This is a genomic window from Nonomuraea sp. NPDC003560 (assembly GCF_042878785.1).
In the GTDB taxonomy this organism is placed as follows: domain Bacteria; phylum Actinomycetota; class Actinomycetes; order Streptosporangiales; family Streptosporangiaceae; genus Nonomuraea.
Genome location: NZ_JBIAOF010000024.1, coordinates 43,222 through 61,228 on the forward strand (window position 1 = coordinate 43,222; position 18,007 = coordinate 61,228).

Here is an 18,007-nt window from a genome sequence, read left to right on the forward strand (position 1 = left end):
CCTCAGGCGGCGGCCAGCCGGACGATCTCGCGCGGCCGGGCCTCGCGCTCGTCGAAGGCCACGTCGAGGTCGGCGGCGCCGAGCGCGGCCAGCGACGCGGCGAACGCCTCGTCCGACTCCCAGCGCACGATGGACACCACCGCCTCCGCCGACAGCCAGCACTCCGCCGACAGGCAGCCGGGCGTGCTGCGGAACGCCTCGGCCACCTTGCGCACCCGCTCGACGAACTCCTCCCGGTGTGCGGCGTGCGGGTAGTGCGTGGCGATCATGGCGACGTGCACGGGAGCCTCCTCTGTGTTGGTCAACATAGAATACGATTGATAGCACAGAGGAGGTGGCGTGACAACGCGACGGGAACAGACCAGCAACGAGAGCCGCGAGCTCATCCTCAACGCGGCGGCCGAGCTGTTCGCCGAGAAGGGCTACCGGCAGACCACGTTCCACGACGTGGCCGCCCGGTCGGGCATCAGCCGCGGGTCCATCCCGTGGCACTTCGGCGGCAAGGAGGGCCTGCTGCTGGCCGTGCTCGAACGGTCGGTGGCCAGGGTGCGCGACGGCCTCACCGACGCCCCCGAGGGCGAGCCGGACTTCGGGCCGTTCGACCAGGGCGTCGGCGCGATGTTCGCCCTGCCGACCACCAAGCTGTTCGTCACCCTGCTGGTCGAGGCGCTGGAGCCCGGCTCGCCCATCCGCGACCGCTACGTCGAGATCCACGACACGCTGCGCGACCACTGCAGGCGCTGGCTCGAACGCCTGCCGCTGCCGCCGGGCCTGCCGGTGGAGCCGCTGGCCGTCGCGCTCATCGGCGCCGGCATCGGCATCCACCAGCAGTGGCTGGTCGCCCCCGAGCGCGTCGACGCCGGCGCGGCCCTGGCCGCCCTGCGCGCCCTGGTCGCCGGGGTGCTGCCGCCCGCGCAGGACTGACCGCGGGCGCGGGCCGCCCTCCTCGCCGCCCCGGCCGTACGGACATGACAGGACATCGCCGGGTAATGGAGGCGTCACGACGGGTGCCGCCGGGCCGCCGGCTGGACATGACATCAGCCGGCGACCGGACGGCACACGAGGTGCCCCGGGCGATGAGGGAGGTCGTCATGAAGGTTGTCGTGGTCGGCGGGACCGGCCTGATCGGGTCGAAGCTCGTGCGCAGGCTGGCCGGAGAGGGGCACGAGGCGGTCGCCGCGTCCCCGAGCACCGGCGTCGACACCCTCACGGGGGAGGGGCTGGCCGAGGCCCTGGAGGGGGCGCGGGTCGTGGTGGACGTCTCCAACTCGCCGTCGTTCGAGCGGAGCGCGGTGCTGGAGTTCTTCGAGACCTCCACCCGCAACCTGCTGGCCGCCGGGGCGGCGGCGGGCGTCGGCCACCACGTCGCGCTGTCGGTCGTGGGCACCGAGCGCATGCCCGACAACGGCTACTTCGCCGCGAAGATCGCCCAGGAGCGGCTGATCGAGAAGTCGGGCCTGCCGTACTCGCTGGTGCACGCGACGCAGTTCTTCGAGTTCGTGCGGGGCATCGCCGACGAGTCGGCCGCGGGCGGCGCGGTGCGCATCGCGCCGGTGCTGTTCCGGCCCGTCGCGGGCGACGACGTCGCGGCTGCGCTCGCCCGGGTCGCGCTCGGGACGCCCCTGAACGGCCGGACCGAGGTCGCCGGCCCCGAGCAGTACCGGATGGACGAGTTCTTCCGCGACGCGCTGGCCGGCCTCGGCGACCCGCGCGAGGTGGTCACCGACGAGCACGCCCGCTACTTCGGCAGCGAGCTGACCGAGCGCTCGCTGGTGCCCGGCGACGACGCCACGCTGGGCCGGACCACGTACCGGGACTGGGCGGCCGGCGAGTAGGGCGCCGTCAGAACCAGGCGGCCAGGGCCTCCTCCAGCGCGGCGTCCGGCGCGTCGCCCGCCCAGGCGACGACGCCGTCCGGCCGGACCAGCAGGCCGCCGAAGTCGCGGACGTCCACCGGCTTGGCCGCCAGCACCGGCACCCGCGGGTCGGCCGCCAGACCGGCCCCGAGGTCCAGCAGCAGCCCGCGCCCCTCGTGCAGGTGGTCGCCGACCCGGGTGCCGTCGGCCAGCTCCAGGTCGGGGACGCTCCGGCCGACCAGCGGGTGGCCGCCGGGCAGCTCGTAGCGGTGCCAGACGCCGGAGAGCCGCTTGACGAAGTACGTGGTGCCCGCGGTGGTGTCGATCAGGTCGGACACGACGGCCCGCAGCGCCCGGGAGCGGGCCTCCGGCCGCATGAGCTCCACCTGGGCGCGGGTCCAGTCGAGCACCCACGCGCCGATGGGGTGGCGCTCGGCGGTGTAGGTGTCCAGCAGCGCCTCGGGCGAGCGGCCCCGGACGACGGCGGCCAGCTTCCAGCCGAGGTTGACGGCGTCGCCGATGCCCAGGTTGAGCCCCTGACCGCCGAAGGGCGAGTGGACGTGCGCCGCGTCGCCGGCCAGCAGGACCCGGCCGAGCCGGTAGGTGGTGGCCTGGCGGGCGTTGTCGGTGAAGCGGGTGGCCGTCCTGACGCCGGTGATGGTGACGTCCACGCCGGAGACGGCCCTCAGGCTGGCCTGCAGCTCCTCGGCGGTGACCGGCGCGGTGCGGTCCTCCGGCGGCCCGTCGAACTCCACGGTCAGGATGCGGCCGGGGGTCGGCCCGTTGGCGTAGGTGCCGGTGTCGGTGTGCGTCCAGCCGGTGCCGAGCTCCTCGCCGCCCTCCATCGTCACGACGGCCTGGTGGCCGGTGATCTGCGGGGGCGTGCCGGGGAAGTCGAAGCCGGCCAGGCGGCGCACGGTGCTGCGGCCGCCGTCGCAGCCCACCAGCCAGCCGCAGCGGAACTCCCGCTCGCCCGCCCGCACGACCACCCCGTCGGCGGAGGGCTCGAAGCCGGTCAGCTCCACGCCGCGCAGCACGTCCGCGCCGAGCTCGGCGGCCCGTTCGCCGAGCACCCGCTCGATGTCCTGCTGACGGATGCCGCTCAGGCGGGCGGCCGGCCCGCGGTCGGCGAAGTCGGGGTCGCTCTCGTCCACCCGGTCGGTCAGCAGCCACAGCCCGGCGAAATGCCCGGCGAAGGCGGACATCTTGGGCTGCCCGGCCGCCGCCGCGCCGCCCCGCTGGGCCATGAACGCCTGGAACGCCTTCATGGTCTCGGCCTGGGCCTCCTCCAGCACCGGGAGCAGCCCGCGCCGGTAGAAGGCCTCGGCGGTGGGCGTGTTGACCGAGCCGGCCTTGACCGTCTGGTCGATGTCGGTCAGCCGCTCCAGCACCGCCACGCGCACGTCGTGCAGCCGCAGCTCGCAGGCGAGCATCAGGCCGACGGGGCCGCCACCGGAAATGATCACGTCGTAGTCCATGGCGAAAACCATACCCGACTAAACTTTGAGTGCGATACACTTTTTCCGTGAAAGAGACTCCATCGCTCCGCGAACGCAAGAAGGCCGAGACCCGCAGGCGCATCTCCGACCACGGCTCGATGTTGTTCTACGAACGCGGCTTCGACGAGGTGACCATCGGCGAGATCGCCGAGGCGGCGGACGTCTCCAAGGTGACGGTGTTCAACTACTTCCCCCGCAAGGAGGACATCTTCTTCGACCGCGTCCCCGAGCTGGTCGACCTGGTCACCGACACCGTCCGGGGCCGCCGGGCGGGCGAGCCGGTGCTGTCCGCGCTGCGCGACATGCTCGTCCGGCACGCGCGCGAGGGCCACCCGCTCGGCGGGGTCGACGACCGGTTCGTGCACTTCTTCCGGGTGGTGGCCGGCTCCGCGGCGCTGCGGGCGCGCGCCAGGGAGATCGCCGACGAGCTGGAGGCCGTGCTCGCGGCCCTGATCGACGAGTCCGGCGAGGGGCTGCCCGGCCGGTTGACCGCCGCGCTGCTCGTCGGCGCCTTCCGCTCGGCCTTCCTGGCCACCGCGGCCCGCCAACTGGCCGGGGAACGGGCCGCCGACGTGCTTCCCGACCACGTCGCGGCGCTCGACCTGGCGTTCGACGTGCTGGCGCGGGGGCTGGCGCCCGTCCGGTCAGGATCGGAGAAGCATCCACCCCGCGACCGGCACTAACGTGAGGCCGTACCCTCGTGGCCGGCCGGATTCGGCCCGGCGACGCCTACGGGGGCCCGCGCGACAGATGGAGAGACGATGAGCACGCACACGCCGCCCGAGCGGCAGATCGCCGACAGCCACGATCTGATCCGCGTCCACGGCGCGCGCGAGAACAACCTCAAGGACATCAGCGTCGAGATCCCCAAGCGCCGGCTGACGGTGTTCACCGGCGTGTCCGGCTCGGGCAAGAGCTCGCTGGTGTTCGCCACCATCGCCGCCGAGTCGCAGCGGCTGATCAACGAGACCTACAGCACGTTCGTCCAGGGGTTCATGCCGACGCTGGCCCGGCCCGAGGTCGACGTCCTGGAGGGGCTGACCACCGCGATCATCGTCGACCAGCAGCGGATGGGCGCCGACCCCCGCTCCACCGTCGGCACCGCCACCGACGCCAACGCCATGCTGCGCATCCTGTTCAGCCGGCTCGGCCGGCCGCACATCGGCTCGCCCAACGCCTACTCCTTCAACGTGCCCTCGGTCCGCGCCAGCGGCGCGATCACCGTCGAGCGCGGCTCCAGCAAGACGGTCCGGCAGAGCTTCACCCGCCTGGGCGGCATGTGCCCCAACTGCGAGGGCCGCGGCACGGTCTCCGACATCGACCTCACCCAGCTCTACGACGACTCCAAGTCGCTGGCCGGCGGCGCCTTCACCATCCCCGGCTGGAAGTCCGACAGCTTCTGGACCGTGCGCGTCTACGCCGAGTCGGGGCTGCTCGACCCCCACAAGCCGATCCGCGACTTCACCGAGCAGGAGATGCGGGACTTCCTCCACCGGGAGCCGACCAAGGTCAAGGTCGAGGGCGTCAACCTCACCTACGAGGGCCTGATCCCGAAGATCCAGAAGACCTTCCTGTCGAAGGACAAGGAGGGCATGCAGCCGCACATCCGCGCCTTCGTCGAGCGGGCGGTCACCTTCACCACCTGCCCCGAGTGCGACGGCACCCGGCTCAGCCCGGAGGCCCGGTCCTCGAAGATCGACGGCGTCAGCATCGCCGACGCGTGCCGGATGCAGATCACCGACCTGGCCGAGTGGATCCGCGGCCTCGACCAGCCGTCCGTGGCGCCGCTGCTGACCACGCTGGGCCGTACGCTCGACTCCTTCGTCGAGATCGGGCTGGGCTACCTGTCGCTCGACCGGCCGGCCGGCACGCTGTCGGGCGGCGAGGCGCAGCGCGTCAAGATGATCCGCCACCTCGGCTCCTCGCTCACCGACACCACCTACGTCTTCGACGAGCCCACCATCGGCCTGCACCCCCACGACATCCAGCGGATGAACGGCCTGCTGGTCAGGCTGCGCGACAAGGGCAACACCGTGCTCGTCGTCGAGCACAAGCCGGAGGCCATCGCCATCGCCGACCACGTCGTCGACCTCGGCCCCGGCGCCGGCACGGAGGGCGGCACCGTCTGCTTCGAGGGCACCGTCGAGGGGCTGCGGGCCAGCGGCACCGTCACCGGCCGCCACCTCGACGACCGGGCCCGCCTGAAGGACGACGTGCGCAAGCCCACCGGCGCCCTGGAGATCCGCGGGGCGAACAAGCACAATCTTCGTGACGTGGACGTCGACATCCCGCTCGGGGTGCTGGTCGTCGTCACCGGCGTGGCCGGCTCCGGCAAGAGCTCGCTCGTGCACGGGTCCATACCGGCCGGCGCGGGCGTGGTGTCGATCGACCAGAGCCCGATCCGCGGCTCGCGGCGGAGCAACCCGGCGACCTACACCGGCCTGCTCGACCCCATCCGCAAGGCGTTCGCCAAGGCCAACGGCGTCAAGCCGGCCCTGTTCAGCGCCAACTCCGAGGGCGCCTGCCCCAACTGCAACGGCGCCGGCGTCCTCTACACCGACCTGGGCGTGATGGCCGGCGTCGCCACCGTCTGCGACGAGTGCGAGGGCAGGCGCTTCCAGGCCGAGGTGCTGGAGTACCGCCTGGGCGGCCGGAACATCAGCGAGGTGCTGGCGATGCCGGTGACCGAGGCCGAGGAGTTCTTCGGCGCGGGCGAGGCGCGCACCCCGGCCGCGCACGCCATCCTCGGCCGGCTCGCCGACGTCGGGCTCGGCTACCTCAGCCTCGGCCAGCCGCTCACCACGCTGTCCGGCGGCGAGCGGCAGCGGCTCAAGCTGGCCACCCAGATGGCCGAGAAGAGCGGCGACGTCTACGTGCTCGACGAGCCCACCACCGGCCTGCACCTCGCCGACGTCGAGCAGCTGCTCGGCCTGCTCGACCGCCTGGTCGACGGCGGCAAGTCGGTGATCGTCATCGAGCACCACCAGGCGGTCATGGCGCACGCCGACTGGATCGTCGACCTCGGCCCCGGAGCCGGTCACGACGGCGGCCGGGTCGTCTTCGAGGGCACCCCCGCCGACCTCGTCGCCGCCCGCTCCACCCTGACCGGCCAGCACCTGGCGGCCTACGTCGGCGGCACGTCCGCATGAGGCTGCTCGTCGTCGGCGGCAGCGGCTTCCTGGGCGCCGAACTCGTCCGGCAGGGGGCGGCGGCGGGGCACGAGGTGACCGCGACCTGCCACACCCGTCCGGGGGACGCGGCCGGCGTCACCTGGTCGCCGCTCGACGTGCGCCGGCGCGCCGACGTCGAGGCGCTGGTCGCCGCGGTCCGGCCGGATGCGGTCGTGAACGCCGCCTTCCGGCAGCGCGACTGGGCGACCACGGCCACCGGCGCCGCGAACGTCGCCCTGGCCGCCGCCGCGGCGGGCAGCCGCCTGGTGCACGTCTCCAGCGACACGGTCTTCTCCGGGGCGGCGGTCCGCTACGACGAGACGTGCCTCCCCGACCCGATCACCCCGTACGGCGCGGCCAAGGCGGCCGCCGAGACCGTCGTGGCCGCGGTCGCCCCGGACGGGGTGATCGCCAGGACGTCGCTGATCATCGGCGACGGCGGCTCGTCGCACGAGGCGCTGGTGCACGCCCTGGCCACCGGCACGAGGCAGGGCGTGCTGTTCACCGACGACGTGCGATGCCCGGTGCACGTCGCCGACCTCGCGGCGGCGCTGCTGGAGCTGGCCGCCGAAGGGCCGCCCGGCGTCCGCCACGTCGCCGGGGCCGACGCGCTGAGCCGGTACGAGCTGGGCCTGCTCGTCGCCCGCCGCGACGGGCTCGACCCGGCCCGGCTCCCGGCGGGCCGGCGCGCGGACTCGGGCGTGCCCGGCCCGCTCGACGTGCGCCTCGACTGCGCCGCCACCCAGCGGCTGCTGCGCACCAGGCTGCGCGGCGCGCGCCGGTTCCTCGACCCGGCCCGCTCCTGAGCTCGCCGGCTCAGGGGCGCTGGTTGATGCGGATCAGGTTGCCCGCCGGGTCCCGCACGGCGCAGTCGCGCACCCCGTACGGCTGCTCGGCCGGCTCCTGGACGATCTCCGCGCCGTTCGCCGCCAGCCGGTCGAAGACGGCGTCGAGGTCGTCGGTCGACAGGTTGATGCCGGCGAAGGTGCCCTTGGCCATCATCTCGACGATGGTGCGGCGCTCGTCCTCGGTGATGCCGCAGCCGTCGGGGACCGGTGGCTGGAGCACGATCGACGTGCCGGGCTGGCCCGCGGGGCCGACCGTGATCCAGCGTTTCCCGTCGTAGCCGACGTCGCCGCGCACCTCGAAGCCGAGGGCGTCGCGGTAGAAGGCGAGGGAGGCGTCCGGGTCGTCGTGGGGCAGGTAGCTGGAGTGGATGGTGATGTCCATGCCGGTCACGCTAGTTCCGCCGGCCCGGACGACGCTTCTCGATTCCTGACCGCCGTCCGTCCGCGCTTCCGGTGGCCTCAGCTGTGGCCCGGGACGGGGGTGCCGGCGCCCCGCTCCAGCGGCAGCACCGGGATGCGCAGGGTGGTCGTGCCGGTGGTCAGGCGGAAGGTGACGTCGATCGGCGTGGCCCCGAGCGGGCGGTCGATGTCGAGGATCTCCAGGTGCGGACGGCTCTGCCCCTCCTGCAGCGAGACGGTCGAGCGGGCCGGGACGGTCACGTTGACCTCCTCCTGCGCCGCCCCCGGCCCCGCCCGGTAGACGACCTTCCTGGCGTGCACGGTGCTGACGCCGTCGAGCTTCTGGGGCTGGTCGCTCTCGTTGACCAGCGTCAGGTAGAGGCCGAGGTCGTCGCCCGGCTTCTGCTGTTCCACGGACGGGGCCAGGATGTGGACGTGCAACAGCCGCATCGCCCCCACCTGCCCGTCGACCAGCCCCTCACGGGCCGTGCCCTGCGGAAGGGGCGACTCCCGCTGCCCCGGATTGCAGGCCGGCAGCAGCGCCAGCACGCACAGGGCCGACAGGAAGGGCAGCAGCAGCGCTCGCGGGCCCCGTGGTGATGTCCTCATGTTCGCGCCTTCGTGTGGTGTGAGGCCGGTGACGAGGCCACAGCGCGGGCCCGCTCGCGCGAGCGCCGCCTGCGGGGGGTTGACCGCAACCACGATGTACCCCCTTGACCGGCCCCCATGCCGGACCCGCCTACCCGCCGGAGTCGCGGTAGAAGCTCAGCCCGGCGTGCTCGGGATCGGTGTAGACCTTCACCGTCCCGTCCGGGTACGCGGCGAACGGCAGGACGACGCCGTCGGGGCACGGGTGCAGGAACATCAACGTCGGGCCCACGACGACGAACGAGCGGGCCTGTGGCGTGGCGTGCTCGGCGCCGTGCTCGGCCCGCCACCGGGCCACCCGGTCGGCCGCGCCCGGCTGCCTGGCGACGTCCTCCACCTTCCCGATCAGGTCCTCGATGGCGACCTGGTCGAGGATCTCGACCTGCACCTGCTGCGGTTCCCCCATGCCGTTCTTCCTTGGCTCGTGTCCTGCCCGGCCCCCGCGACGGGGACACCGGCCGGCCGGTGAGCCCGCCGCCCCCGGGATGTGCGGCCTACCCCCTGCCAGGTACGGCGAAACGGCGCAGGTCAGCGGCCTGATCGCCGGGCGCGCGCAGCCCGGCGGCCGCGTCCGGGACACGGGGGGCGGCGGCGACGATAGACCTCGCCGCGGCCGGGCAGAGAAGGGGGTTTCTCAGGTTCAGGAGCCCCCATGTCTGGTGATCAGTTCACTTCCGCCGCCCCGCCGGGCGAACCCGGCGCGGCGTCCGCGGCCGCCCGCGACGGCCACGCCTCCGGCCCCCGCCCGGAGACGACGGGGCTGCCCTTCGGCAGGCCCGGACGCCCGTTCGGCAGCACGCCCTTCGTCTTCGGGTTCACCGCCGCGCTCGGCGTGCTGACCGCCTGGCTGCTGGTCCAGGCGCTCACCGCCAGCGCCTCGATGCTCCTGCTGATCATCGTGTCGTTGTTCCTGGCCGTCGGCCTGGATCCCGCCGTGCGATGGCTGGAGGAGCACGGCCTGCCGCGCTGGGCGGCGATCACCGCGGTGTTCACGGCGGTGATCGTGCTGTTCGCCGGGTTCGCCATGGCGATCATCCCGGCGCTGTCGGAGCAGGCGGGACAGTTCGCCGAGCAGCTGCCCACCTACATCCAGCAGTTGCAGAACAACCCGCAGATCCGCGACCTGGACCAGCGCTACCAGCTCCTGGAACGGCTGCAGACGTACCTGACCAGCGGCGACCTCGGCCGGCAGGTGTTCGGCGGGCTGCTCGGCATCGCCTCGATCGTGGTCAGCGCCGTGTTCTCCACGCTGACCGTGCTCATCCTCACCCTGTACTTCCTGGGCGCGCTGCGCTCCATCACGCGCACCGGCTACCGGCTGATCCCGAGGAGCCGCAGGGACCGGGCCCGGCTGCTCGGCGACGAGATTCTCAACCGGGTCGGCGGCTACGTGGCCGGCAACCTGATCATCTCGCTGATCGCGGGCGTGACCACGTTCGTCTTCCTGTCGATCGCGGGCGTGCCGTACGCGCTGGCCCTGGCGATCATCGTGGCCCTCACCGACCTCATCCCGCTCATCGGCGCGTTCATCGGCGCGGGCATCGCCACGCTGGTCGCGCTGTTCGCCTCGCTCCCGGTGGCCATCGCCACCCTGATCTTCTTCGTCGTCTACCAGCAGATCGAGAACTACCTGATCGCGCCCAAGGTGATGAAGTCGTCCGTGGACGTGCCGGCCGCCGCCACGATCGTGGCCGCCCTCATCGGCGGCGCCCTGCTCGGCGTGGTGGGCGCCCTGCTGGCCATCCCGGTCGCCGCCGCCGTCCAGGTGATCGTCAACCACGTGGTGCTGCCCCGTCAGGAACGTCACTGAGGGCGCCGGGTGTGAGCGCCTGACCTCGGGGTACCTGGGGCGGACCCGACGCCCGGCATCCCTCGTCCCGCCGGGCGTCCCGACCCCAGGGAGGCCGTCCATGGACGCGATCGTGCTGCTCAAAGAGGACCACAAGACCGTGGAGAAGCTGTTCAAGGAGTTCGAGAAGGCGGGCCAGGACGCCCACAAGACCAAGCAGAAGATCGTCGCGCAGGTCATCGAGGAGCTGACCGCGCACACCTACATCGAGGAGAAGATCTTCTACCCGGCCGCCCGCTCGGGCGCCCCCGACACCACCGACCACATCTTGGAGAGCGTCGAGGAGCACCACGTCGTCGTCTGGATGTTGTCGGAGCTGAAGGACCTCGACCCGGCCGACGAGCGCTACGACGCCAAGATGACGGTGCTCATGGAGAACGTCCGCCACCACGTCGAGGAGGAGGAGAAGGAGTGGTTCCCGCAGGTGCGCGAGTCCATGGGACGCAACCGGCTGCAGGAGCTGGGCGAGGAGATGGCCAAGGCCAAGGCCGAGGCCCCGCGTGACCCCCTGAAGATCCCCAGCGCCTCCTCCTAGCCACGGCGCGGGATGGAACGGCCTGGAACGCCCCAACGGGTGGGTTCACGGACTGCGAGGTGTTCGAGTCGGTGGTCTCCCAGGACGCCCGCACCCACGTGTTCTTCGCCCTGGTCACCGTGAGTTGCGAAGACGCCGCGCAGTAAGGCGGAGCGGCAGGGCGGCGCGCCGGACAGCAGGGACATGTCCGGCGCGTTTTACCGTCGTCCGACGTGGGGTTGATCTGGCACTAAGGTGTGCCGCATGAATATAACTACGGAGAGTAGCATCATGCGTACTCTCAGACACGATGTGCCGGCATCGCTGGTGGTGTTCCTCGTCGCGGTGCCACTCTCGCTCGGCGTCGCCCTGGCCGCGGGCGCGCCGCTGGCCGCCGGGCTCGTCGCCGCCGCGGTCGGCGGCATCGTCGCCGGGCGGCTGGGCGGCTCGGTGGTGCAGGTCAGCGGCCCGACCGCGAGCCTGACGGTGGTGATCGCCGGTCTCGTGCAGACCTACGGCTGGCGCGCCACCTGCCTGATCACGATCATGGCCGGCGGCCTGCAGGTGCTGCTCGGCGCGTTCAAGGCGGCCCGGGCCGCGCTCGCGGTCTCGCCCGCGGTCGTCCACGGCATGCTGGCCGGCGTCGGCATCATCATCGCGCTCGCCCAGCTGCACGTCGTCCTCGGCGGCAGCCCCGAGCAGTCGCCGTGGGCCAACCTGGCCGAGCTGCCCAGCCAGATCATGGACCTGCACGGCCACAAGGTCATGGTCGGCATTCTCACCATCACGGTCCTGCTGGTCTGGAGCCGGATGCCCAGGCACGTCCGGATGATCCCCGCGCCGCTGGCCGCGCTGCTCGCCGCCGCCGTCACCGCCGCGGTGTTCGGCTGGAACGTCACCCGCATCGACCTGTCCGGCGCGATCACCGCGTGGGCGCCGCCGGTGCTGCCGGCCGGCGACTGGCAGCACATCGCCATGGGCGTGCTGCTGGTGGCGCTGGTGGCCGGGGCGGAGTCGCTGCTGTGCTGCGTGGCCACCGACAGCATGCACACCGGCCCCCGCTCCGACCTCGACCGCGAGCTGACCGGCCAGGGCGTGGCCAACATGGTGAGCGGCGTGCTCGGCGGGCTCCCGGTCGCCGGCGTGATCGTGCGCAGCACCACCAACATCCAGGCGGGCGCCCGCACCCGCTGGTCGGCGATCCTGCACGGCGTCTGGGTGCTGCTGTTCGCCCTCTGCCTGGGCTGGACGATCAAGCTGATCCCGATGGAGGCGCTGGCCGCGCTGCTGGTCTTCATCGGCATCAAGACCATCAGCCTCGGCCACCTCAGGAAGGTCCACGGCCACAACGAGGTGCCCGTCTACGTCATGACCATGTCCGGCGTGATCCTGGTCGGGCTGGCCGAGGGCGTCCTGGCCGGGCTGGCGCTGGCCGCGCTGCTGGCGCTGCGGCGGCTGACCCGGGTGACCGTGGACAAACGGCAGGAACCCGGCGGGGTCATGCACGCGACGGTCTCCGGCTCCCTCACCTTCCTGGGCGTGCCCCGGCTGACCCAGGAGCTGCGCGCCATCCCGCCGGGCGTCGCCGTCGACCTCGACCTGAACATCGACTTCATGGACAACGCCGCCTTCGACGCGATCCACTCCTGGCGGCTGGACCACGAGCGCCTGGGCGGCACCGTCACCATCGATGAGCTGCACGACGAGTGGTACACGATGGCGGCCAGCGGCGGACGCATGTTCCCGGCCAAGAGCCCGCCCAAGGCGCCCGGCCGCTGGTGGCTGCCGTGGACCCACCGCGGCCGCCCGCTGTCGGCCACGGCGGCGATCGAGTGCCGCCTGGCCCAGGGCGCGGACGAGTTCCACAAGCGCACGGCCCCGCTGCTGCGGCCCATCTTCACCCAGCTCGCCACCCAGCAGCGTCCCTCGCACCTGTTCATCACCTGCGCCGACTCGCGGGTCGTGCCCAGCCTGATCACCTCCAGCGGGCCCGGCGACCTGTTCACGGTCCGCAACATCGGCAACCTGGTGCCGTGCGCCGGCTCCGAGCCGCACGACGACTCGGTGGCCGCCGCCATCGAGTACGCCACCGGCGTGCTGAGCGTGCACACCATCACCGTCTGCGGCCACTCCGGCTGCGGCGCGATGGCGGCGCTGCTGAAGGGCCCGGCGACCACCGAGGGCCTGCCGCAGCTGAGCCGCTGGCTGCGGCACGGCCATCCCAGCCTCGACCGGCTCGGCGAGGGCGGCCACGACGCCTCCGCCGAGGACGCCGCCCTCGACGCGCTGTGCCGGCTCAACATCCAGCAGCAGCTGGAGAACCTGCGGACCTACCGCAAGGTCGACGAGCAGGTCAGGGCCGGGCAGCTGACGCTGGTGGGGCTGTACTTCGAGATCGGCTCGGCGCGGGTGCACCATGTGCCGCCGCGCGCGTCCGCCGCCCCCGAGCCGGACGGCCCGCTGCCGACCGAGCCCACCCCCACGTAGGAGCGTCCCCGCCGCGCCGGCCCGTCCGGCGCGGCGGGGTCACACCACGTGGTTGCGCAGGCCCAGCTCCTCCGGGTAGGGGGAGAAGTACGTCTGGTCCTGGACGTAGGTGGCCGCCTCGCCGCGGGCGTGGTGGCGCAGCAACGTCAGCGGCACGCTCAGCGCCACCCGGTGCGCCGCGTACGAGCCGATGACCTCGACCAGGTCGGCGCGGCGCACCGGGTCGAGCTCGTCGCCGAGCATGCCGAGGCAGTGCTGCAGCACGTTGACGTTGCGCCCGATCGACGCCTTGACCGCCATCGCCCGCCGGAACGCCGTGCCGTACTCCTCGGCCAGCTCCTCGCGCGGCCGGACGCCCGCGGCGGCGACCAGACGGCCGGTCTCGCGGTAGCCCTCGGTGGAATGGGCCAGCAGCTGCATCTTGTGCCGGGCCTGGAAGGCGACCAGGTCGCGCGGCCGCCAGTCGCCCTCCAGCAGCTCGCGCAGCCGCGCGTGGGCGAAGATGCGCTCGACGAACGCCTCCCGCAGGACGGCGTCGTTGAGCCGCCCCTCGTCCTCGACGGGCAGCAGCGGGTGGCCCTCGATCACCGCGTCGGCGAACAGGCCCCGGTTGTCGCGGGTCACCGCGTGGTCACCGGCGTACAGCGGGATGCCGTGGATGCCGCAGCTCGGGCTCTTGGCCTTGAACACGTAACCGTCGGCCGCCAGGGCCGGGGAACGTTCGGCGGCCAGCTCGTCCATCGCGGAGGTGAGGTCGCGGCGGCTCTGCCGGGTCATCAGGCGCGGGCCGGCGGGCGATCGCTCCAGGCGCAGCGTCTCGCGGGGCGCGCCGAGGCCGATCTCCATCTCGGGGCAGATCGGCACCCAGTCCACGAACGGCGCCAGCTCCTGCGTCAGGAAACGGGCCCGGCTGTGCCCACCGTTGTGCCGTACCGGCTCGCCGAGCAGACAGCTCGACACCGCCACCCGCGGCCTGCCCCAATCCTGCGCCTGCGCCATGTCCTGACAGATGCCCAGCTCGCGCCTCCGCACGCCACGAAGATTTGTCGCAACCAGGGCGTAGCGTTCAGGCATGACGAATGCGCACATTCCGCTTGATGGCGAGCAGTGGCAGCCTGGGGACCTCGTCGTCGACGCCGACGGCGGCCTGTTCACGCGCGCGAGTGCGCAGGACGAGGCCGACGGCCTGCCCTGGGGGCGTCCCCGGCACGCGGCGCGGCACGCCGACGGGAGCGCCCACGTGCCGGCGGGCGAGGCGGGGGAGCAGGTGCCCGCCCGTCCGCTGACGTTGCTGCTGCGCGACGGGCGGCCGGCGCTGCCCGCCGTACCGGCCGACGCGGCGACGGTGCTCGGCACGCAGGCCCGCCAGACCGCGGCGCTGGCCGGCGTCGGCGGCCTGTTCCTGGCCGCCACCGCCTTCGACCCGGACGGCGCCGGCGACCCGAGGGCGGCCCGGCTGCGCGCGGACCTGCTGGACCACGTGGTGGTGGTCGACGACGCCGAGGAGCTGGCCGCGATGTTCGGCGGCGCGGCCGACGGGCTGCTGGTCGAGCTGGCCGAATGGCACCGGCGCAGCGTGGGCGAGAGCGCCTGACCGGGGCGGCCGGTCGCCCGTCCGGCCCGCTGCCGGGTCAGGGGCCGGTGGGGCGGATGCGGGCCATGCGGAGGCGGACCTGGGAGGAGGCGCCGGTCTGGGTGATGACGAACTCGTCGCAGAGGCGGCGCATCACCCACAGGCCGTAACCGCCCGGCCCGATCTGGGGACGGGCGTCGGGGCAGGCGTCGGGCCCTAGGCGGCCCGCGTGGTCGCCGACGTCGACGGTGAGGAAGTCGTCATCGAGCCAGATGTGCACCCAGCCGGCCCCGCCCGCGTGGTCGAGCACGTTGGTGACGGCCTCGTTGGCGGCGAGCGCGAGGTCGTCACCGCGCTGGGAGGCGAGCCCGGCCTGGAGCGCGTGACGGCGGACGAGCTCCCGCAGCCCCGCCAGGTCCCGGCTGATCGGCCAGCTTGCGGCAGCGCCGGGGGAAGGCTCGGACATCGATCCCTCCTACCCGAAATCACACACCGTGTGCCCATGATGACATCGACTCGGTCGTGCGCGCAGGCCAAGCGGAGACAGAAAAGGGCTGGTCCATCTTGCCCGAGTCGCGGCTTGCGCGCCATGCCCGACCAGGGGACCTGCCGGAGGCGGGCCGTCTGACCGCAATGACGTACCGAGGGGCCGAAAATAGCATCGTTCCAAATGGGGGATTTATCCGGAAGTCCTGGCCGGGGACTCGATCTTGCTCCATCGTTGGCGATGCAACGCGGCTCCGCTGCTGCGGAGGCGTACCGAAAGCCAAGGGAGTTCCATGCTCAACCGATATCGGGCCCTGCCGGTCGCGGTGGCGATGCTCACCGCGCTGGCGGGTGCGGCCGCGCCCGCCGGCGCGGCGGCGCCCGCGCAGGCGTCCGCCGTCGCACCCCTCACCGCACCCCTCACCGCACCCCTCACCGTGACGTTCGCCGCCACGGACGACGTGTTCATCAGCCAGGCCGAGCCGGCCAAGAGCTTCGCGACCGCGACCTGGATGAGCGTCTGCGGCGCCGCGTGCGGCAGCGCCGCCGCGGGCCGGCGGGTCGGCCTGACCCGCTTCAAGGTCACCGGGATCCCGGCGGACGCCGAGGACGTCAAGGTCACCCTGGACGTCGTCCCGGCCAGGACGACGGACACCACCGTGTCGGCCCGTCCCGTGACGGGTTCCTGGACCGAGGCGGCCACGACCTGGAACACCCGCCCCGAGTTCGACGCCGCGCCCGTCGCCTCGCACACCGGTTTCACCGCCGGGACGACGGTCAAGCTGGACGTGTCCGCCGCCGTCGAGGGCGACGGCACGTACGCCTTCGCCCTCACCGGCGACGACGCCACCGCCACCGTGCTGATGTCCTCGCGCGAGACCGGGGACCGCGGCCCGAAGCTCACGGTCACCTACACCGAGGGCGGCGGCCAGACCGACGGGCCGCTGCCGTTCGTGCTGCCGGGGAAGGCGGCCCTGCGCGGGTCGGCCAGGAAGGTGTTCGCGCACTACTTCACGCCGTACCCGGTGTCGCTGGACAACCAGGCCCCGGCCGGCGACTACTACGCCAGGAACTACCTCAAGCCGGACGGCGAGAGCGGCAAGCACGCCGCCTACGGCGGCCTGCTGCGCGACCGGCCGGTCGGACGTGACCCGATCACCGGCGACTACGCGCTGGCCGACTTCAAGACCGAGGTCAGGCAGGCCATCGCGGCCGGCCTGGACGGTTTCACCGTCGACATCCTGTCGATCACCAGCGCCCACTGGACGCGGGTGCAGAACCTGATCAAGGCCGCCGAGGCCGTGGACCCCGGGTTCAAGATCGTGCTGATGCCGGACACGAACGGCCTGGCCTCGGTGGACAGCGCCGCCTTCGCCGCCGCGATGGCGAAGCTGGCCGCCTCGACGTCGGTCTACCGGCTCGCCGACGATCGCCTGGTGGTGGCGCCGTTCAAGGCCGAGGGGCGCACCGCCGCGTGGTGGGCGGCCTGGATGAAGACGATGGAGACCGAGCACGGCGTCAAGGTGGCGCTGGTGCCCTGCTTCCTCGACTTCAACAAGTACCGGGACGCCTTCGCCTCGATCAGCTACGGCTTCTCCAACTGGGGCAACCGCAACCCCGCCGCCAACGCCGCCCTGGGCGGCAACATCGACCGCGCGCACGGCATGGGCAAGATCTGGATGCAGCCGGTGTCGATCCAGGACGAACGCCCCAACCAGGGCGTCTTCGACGAGGCGGGCAACACCGAGAACCTGCGGGCGACGTGGAAGGGCGCCATCGACGGCAAGGCCGACTGGGTCCAGCTCACCACCTGGAACGACTACTCAGAGAACACCCAGTTCGCGCCGTCCAGGAACGCCGGCTGGACGTACCTGGACATCAACGCCTACTACCTGACCTGTCACAAGCTCGGCTGCCCGAAGATCACGAACGACGCGGCGTACCTGACCCACCGGGTCCAGCCGGTCGCGGCCCAGCCGTCCTTCGCGCAGACCAAGCTCATGAAGCTGCGCGGCGGCAGCACGGCCGCGCGTGACACCGTCGAGGTGCTCACCATGCTGACGGCGGCGGCCAAGGTGTCGGTGACCGTCGGCGGCACGACGCAGAGCTACGACGCGCCCGCCGGCGTGTCGGCCAGGACGTTCCCGCTGAAGACGGGGGCCGCGTCGGCGACCGTCACCAGGGGGTCGGCGACGGCGGCCAAGGTGGTCTCGCCGTACCCGATCACCGCGACGCCGTACGTGCAGGACCTGCACTACCGCGCGGCCTCCAGCGAACGCTGACCGCGCGGGCCCGGGGCCCGCGCCACCCGCGCGGGCCCGGCACGACCTTCGGGGCCGGCAGGGCGGCGACGGGCGTTTGGAGTTGACGAGCGCGCCCTGTTGTGAAAAGCTGAAGGCGGCACCGAGGTTGACACTTATAGTAAGTGTGGACATTCGTTTCTCAGTTGAGTTATGCTGCTGCCTCGCGCCGCCCTTCGACGCCCCGGATTCCGGTCCGGGCGTTTGGCGTGCGCGCAGTTCGATTCCGTCCGTGCCCTCCGGAAGGACAACTGTTGGCAGCCTCGCTCAACGCCTCCGCCGTGCCCGCTGGTCCCCGTCGCGTCTCTTTCGCGCGCATCCAGGAGCCCCTCGAAGTTCCTGATCTTCTCGCTCTGCAGACCGAGTCGTTCGACTGGTT

General features: G+C 72.5%; 17 protein-coding genes. 10 read left to right on the top strand and 7 right to left on the bottom strand.

Going from position 1 to position 18,007, the window contains the following annotated elements; genetic code table 11:
• Nucleotides 1-2 precede the first annotated feature (2 nt).
• Complete coding sequence (locus tag ACFYUV_RS50310) at nucleotides 3-308, bottom strand: antibiotic biosynthesis monooxygenase family protein (protein WP_387683060.1); 306 nt, start codon at nucleotides 306-308, stop codon at nucleotides 3-5.
• A 31-nt stretch (nucleotides 309-339) separates the two neighbouring features.
• Between ACFYUV_RS50310 and ACFYUV_RS50315 the strand changes: the two genes are divergently transcribed.
• Together ACFYUV_RS50315 and ACFYUV_RS50320 are read left to right on the top strand one after the other, a co-directional pair.
• The gene (locus ACFYUV_RS50315; protein ID WP_387683062.1) at nucleotides 340-924 is read left to right on the top strand and encodes a TetR/AcrR family transcriptional regulator; all 585 of its coding nucleotides are present in this window, start codon (nucleotides 340-342) and stop codon (nucleotides 922-924) included.
• A 167-nt stretch (nucleotides 925-1,091) separates the two neighbouring features.
• Nucleotides 1,092-1,835, top strand: a complete 744-nt coding sequence (locus ACFYUV_RS50320; RefSeq protein ID WP_387683064.1) for an SDR family oxidoreductase — start codon at nucleotides 1,092-1,094, stop codon at nucleotides 1,833-1,835.
• A gap of 7 nt (nucleotides 1,836-1,842) precedes the next feature.
• On the opposite strand, the gene ACFYUV_RS50325 is transcribed toward ACFYUV_RS50320, so the two are convergent.
• A complete protein-coding gene (locus ACFYUV_RS50325; protein ID WP_387683066.1) occupies nucleotides 1,843-3,333 on the bottom strand; it encodes an FAD-dependent oxidoreductase in 1,491 nt (496 codons plus the stop codon).
• Between the two features lie 47 nt (nucleotides 3,334-3,380).
• On the opposite strand from ACFYUV_RS50325, the gene ACFYUV_RS50330 reads away from it, so the two are divergent.
• The 3 genes from ACFYUV_RS50330 to ACFYUV_RS50340 all read left to right on the top strand — a co-directional run bounded on the left by ACFYUV_RS50330 (nucleotide 3,381) and on the right by ACFYUV_RS50340 (nucleotide 7,330).
• Complete coding sequence (locus tag ACFYUV_RS50330) at nucleotides 3,381-4,037, top strand: TetR/AcrR family transcriptional regulator (RefSeq protein ID WP_387683067.1); 657 nt, start codon at nucleotides 3,381-3,383, stop codon at nucleotides 4,035-4,037.
• A 78-nt stretch (nucleotides 4,038-4,115) separates the two neighbouring features.
• The gene (locus tag ACFYUV_RS50335) at nucleotides 4,116-6,503 is read left to right on the top strand and encodes an ATP-binding cassette domain-containing protein (RefSeq protein ID WP_387683069.1); all 2,388 of its coding nucleotides are present in this window, start codon (nucleotides 4,116-4,118) and stop codon (nucleotides 6,501-6,503) included.
• On the top strand, nucleotides 6,500-7,330 hold the full coding sequence (locus ACFYUV_RS50340) for an SDR family oxidoreductase (protein ID WP_387683071.1): 831 nt from the start codon (nucleotides 6,500-6,502) through the stop codon (nucleotides 7,328-7,330). The genes ACFYUV_RS50335 and ACFYUV_RS50340 overlap by 4 nt, the downstream gene beginning before the upstream one ends.
• Before the next feature lie 10 nt (nucleotides 7,331-7,340).
• Here the strand turns inward: ACFYUV_RS50340 and ACFYUV_RS50345 are convergent, their stop codons facing one another.
• From ACFYUV_RS50345 to ACFYUV_RS50355, 3 genes are all read right to left on the bottom strand, one after another.
• On the bottom strand, nucleotides 7,341-7,754 hold the full coding sequence (locus ACFYUV_RS50345) for a VOC family protein (RefSeq protein WP_387683073.1): 414 nt from the start codon (nucleotides 7,752-7,754) through the stop codon (nucleotides 7,341-7,343).
• Between the two features lie 77 nt (nucleotides 7,755-7,831).
• Nucleotides 7,832-8,380, bottom strand: coding sequence for a copper chaperone PCu(A)C (locus ACFYUV_RS50350; RefSeq protein WP_387683075.1), 549 nt, complete (start codon nucleotides 8,378-8,380; stop codon nucleotides 7,832-7,834).
• 130 nt (nucleotides 8,381-8,510) lie between these two features.
• Nucleotides 8,511-8,825 (bottom strand): hypothetical protein, encoded by a 315-nt coding sequence (locus ACFYUV_RS50355; protein WP_387683077.1) that lies wholly within the window; start codon nucleotides 8,823-8,825, stop codon nucleotides 8,511-8,513.
• Between the two features lie 246 nt (nucleotides 8,826-9,071).
• On the opposite strand from ACFYUV_RS50355, the gene ACFYUV_RS50360 reads away from it, so the two are divergent.
• The 3 genes from ACFYUV_RS50360 to ACFYUV_RS50370 all read left to right on the top strand — a co-directional run bounded on the left by ACFYUV_RS50360 (nucleotide 9,072) and on the right by ACFYUV_RS50370 (nucleotide 13,269).
• Nucleotides 9,072-10,229, top strand: a complete 1,158-nt coding sequence (locus ACFYUV_RS50360; RefSeq protein WP_387683079.1) for an AI-2E family transporter — start codon at nucleotides 9,072-9,074, stop codon at nucleotides 10,227-10,229.
• Between the two features lie 100 nt (nucleotides 10,230-10,329).
• Nucleotides 10,330-10,803, top strand: coding sequence for a hemerythrin domain-containing protein (locus tag ACFYUV_RS50365; RefSeq protein ID WP_387683081.1), 474 nt, complete (start codon nucleotides 10,330-10,332; stop codon nucleotides 10,801-10,803).
• Between the two features lie 270 nt (nucleotides 10,804-11,073).
• Complete coding sequence (locus ACFYUV_RS50370; protein WP_387683083.1) at nucleotides 11,074-13,269, top strand: SulP family inorganic anion transporter; 2,196 nt, start codon at nucleotides 11,074-11,076, stop codon at nucleotides 13,267-13,269.
• 39 nt (nucleotides 13,270-13,308) lie between these two features.
• Here the strand turns inward: ACFYUV_RS50370 and ACFYUV_RS50375 are convergent, their stop codons facing one another.
• Nucleotides 13,309-14,268, bottom strand: coding sequence for a YbgA family protein (locus ACFYUV_RS50375; protein WP_387683091.1), 960 nt, complete (start codon nucleotides 14,266-14,268; stop codon nucleotides 13,309-13,311).
• Nucleotides 14,269-14,341: 73 nt separating this feature from the next.
• Between ACFYUV_RS50375 and ACFYUV_RS50380 the strand changes: the two genes are divergently transcribed.
• A complete protein-coding gene (locus ACFYUV_RS50380; protein ID WP_387683085.1) occupies nucleotides 14,342-14,863 on the top strand; it encodes a hypothetical protein in 522 nt (173 codons plus the stop codon).
• A gap of 37 nt (nucleotides 14,864-14,900) precedes the next feature.
• On the opposite strand, the gene ACFYUV_RS50385 is transcribed toward ACFYUV_RS50380, so the two are convergent.
• A complete protein-coding gene (locus ACFYUV_RS50385; protein ID WP_387683087.1) occupies nucleotides 14,901-15,308 on the bottom strand; it encodes an ATP-binding protein in 408 nt (135 codons plus the stop codon).
• Between the two features lie 313 nt (nucleotides 15,309-15,621).
• On the opposite strand from ACFYUV_RS50385, the gene ACFYUV_RS50390 reads away from it, so the two are divergent.
• A complete protein-coding gene (locus ACFYUV_RS50390) occupies nucleotides 15,622-17,610 on the top strand; it encodes an endo-1,3-alpha-glucanase family glycosylhydrolase (RefSeq protein ID WP_387683089.1) in 1,989 nt (662 codons plus the stop codon).
• Nucleotides 17,611-18,007 lie beyond the last annotated feature (397 nt).

Bases quoted from the DNA above. Each gene is read 5' to 3' on its own strand.
- ACFYUV_RS50380 (WP_387683085.1), top strand. From the start codon at position 14,342: ATGACGAATGCGCACATTCCGCTTGATGGCGAGCAGTGGCAGCCTGGG.
- ACFYUV_RS50365 (WP_387683081.1), top strand. From the start codon at position 10,330: ATGGACGCGATCGTGCTGCTCAAAGAGGACCACAAGACCGTGGAGAAG.
- ACFYUV_RS50335 (WP_387683069.1), top strand. From the start codon at position 4,116: ATGAGCACGCACACGCCGCCCGAGCGGCAGATCGCCGACAGCCACGAT.
- ACFYUV_RS50345 (WP_387683073.1), bottom strand. From the start codon at position 7,754: ATGGACATCACCATCCACTCCAGCTACCTGCCCCACGACGACCCGGAC.
- ACFYUV_RS50390 (WP_387683089.1), top strand. From the start codon at position 15,622: ATGCTCAACCGATATCGGGCCCTGCCGGTCGCGGTGGCGATGCTCACC.
- ACFYUV_RS50320 (WP_387683064.1), top strand. From the start codon at position 1,092: ATGAAGGTTGTCGTGGTCGGCGGGACCGGCCTGATCGGGTCGAAGCTC.
- ACFYUV_RS50355 (WP_387683077.1), bottom strand. From the start codon at position 8,825: ATGGGGGAACCGCAGCAGGTGCAGGTCGAGATCCTCGACCAGGTCGCC.
- ACFYUV_RS50325 (WP_387683066.1), bottom strand. From the start codon at position 3,333: ATGGACTACGACGTGATCATTTCCGGTGGCGGCCCCGTCGGCCTGATG.
- ACFYUV_RS50350 (WP_387683075.1), bottom strand. From the start codon at position 8,380: ATGAGGACATCACCACGGGGCCCGCGAGCGCTGCTGCTGCCCTTCCTG.
- ACFYUV_RS50360 (WP_387683079.1), top strand. From the start codon at position 9,072: ATGTCTGGTGATCAGTTCACTTCCGCCGCCCCGCCGGGCGAACCCGGC.
- ACFYUV_RS50370 (WP_387683083.1), top strand. From the start codon at position 11,074: ATGCGTACTCTCAGACACGATGTGCCGGCATCGCTGGTGGTGTTCCTC.
- ACFYUV_RS50340 (WP_387683071.1), top strand. From the start codon at position 6,500: ATGAGGCTGCTCGTCGTCGGCGGCAGCGGCTTCCTGGGCGCCGAACTC.
- ACFYUV_RS50385 (WP_387683087.1), bottom strand. From the start codon at position 15,308: ATGTCCGAGCCTTCCCCCGGCGCTGCCGCAAGCTGGCCGATCAGCCGG.
- ACFYUV_RS50375 (WP_387683091.1), bottom strand. From the start codon at position 14,268: ATGGCGCAGGCGCAGGATTGGGGCAGGCCGCGGGTGGCGGTGTCGAGC.
- ACFYUV_RS50310 (WP_387683060.1), bottom strand. From the start codon at position 308: ATGTTGACCAACACAGAGGAGGCTCCCGTGCACGTCGCCATGATCGCC.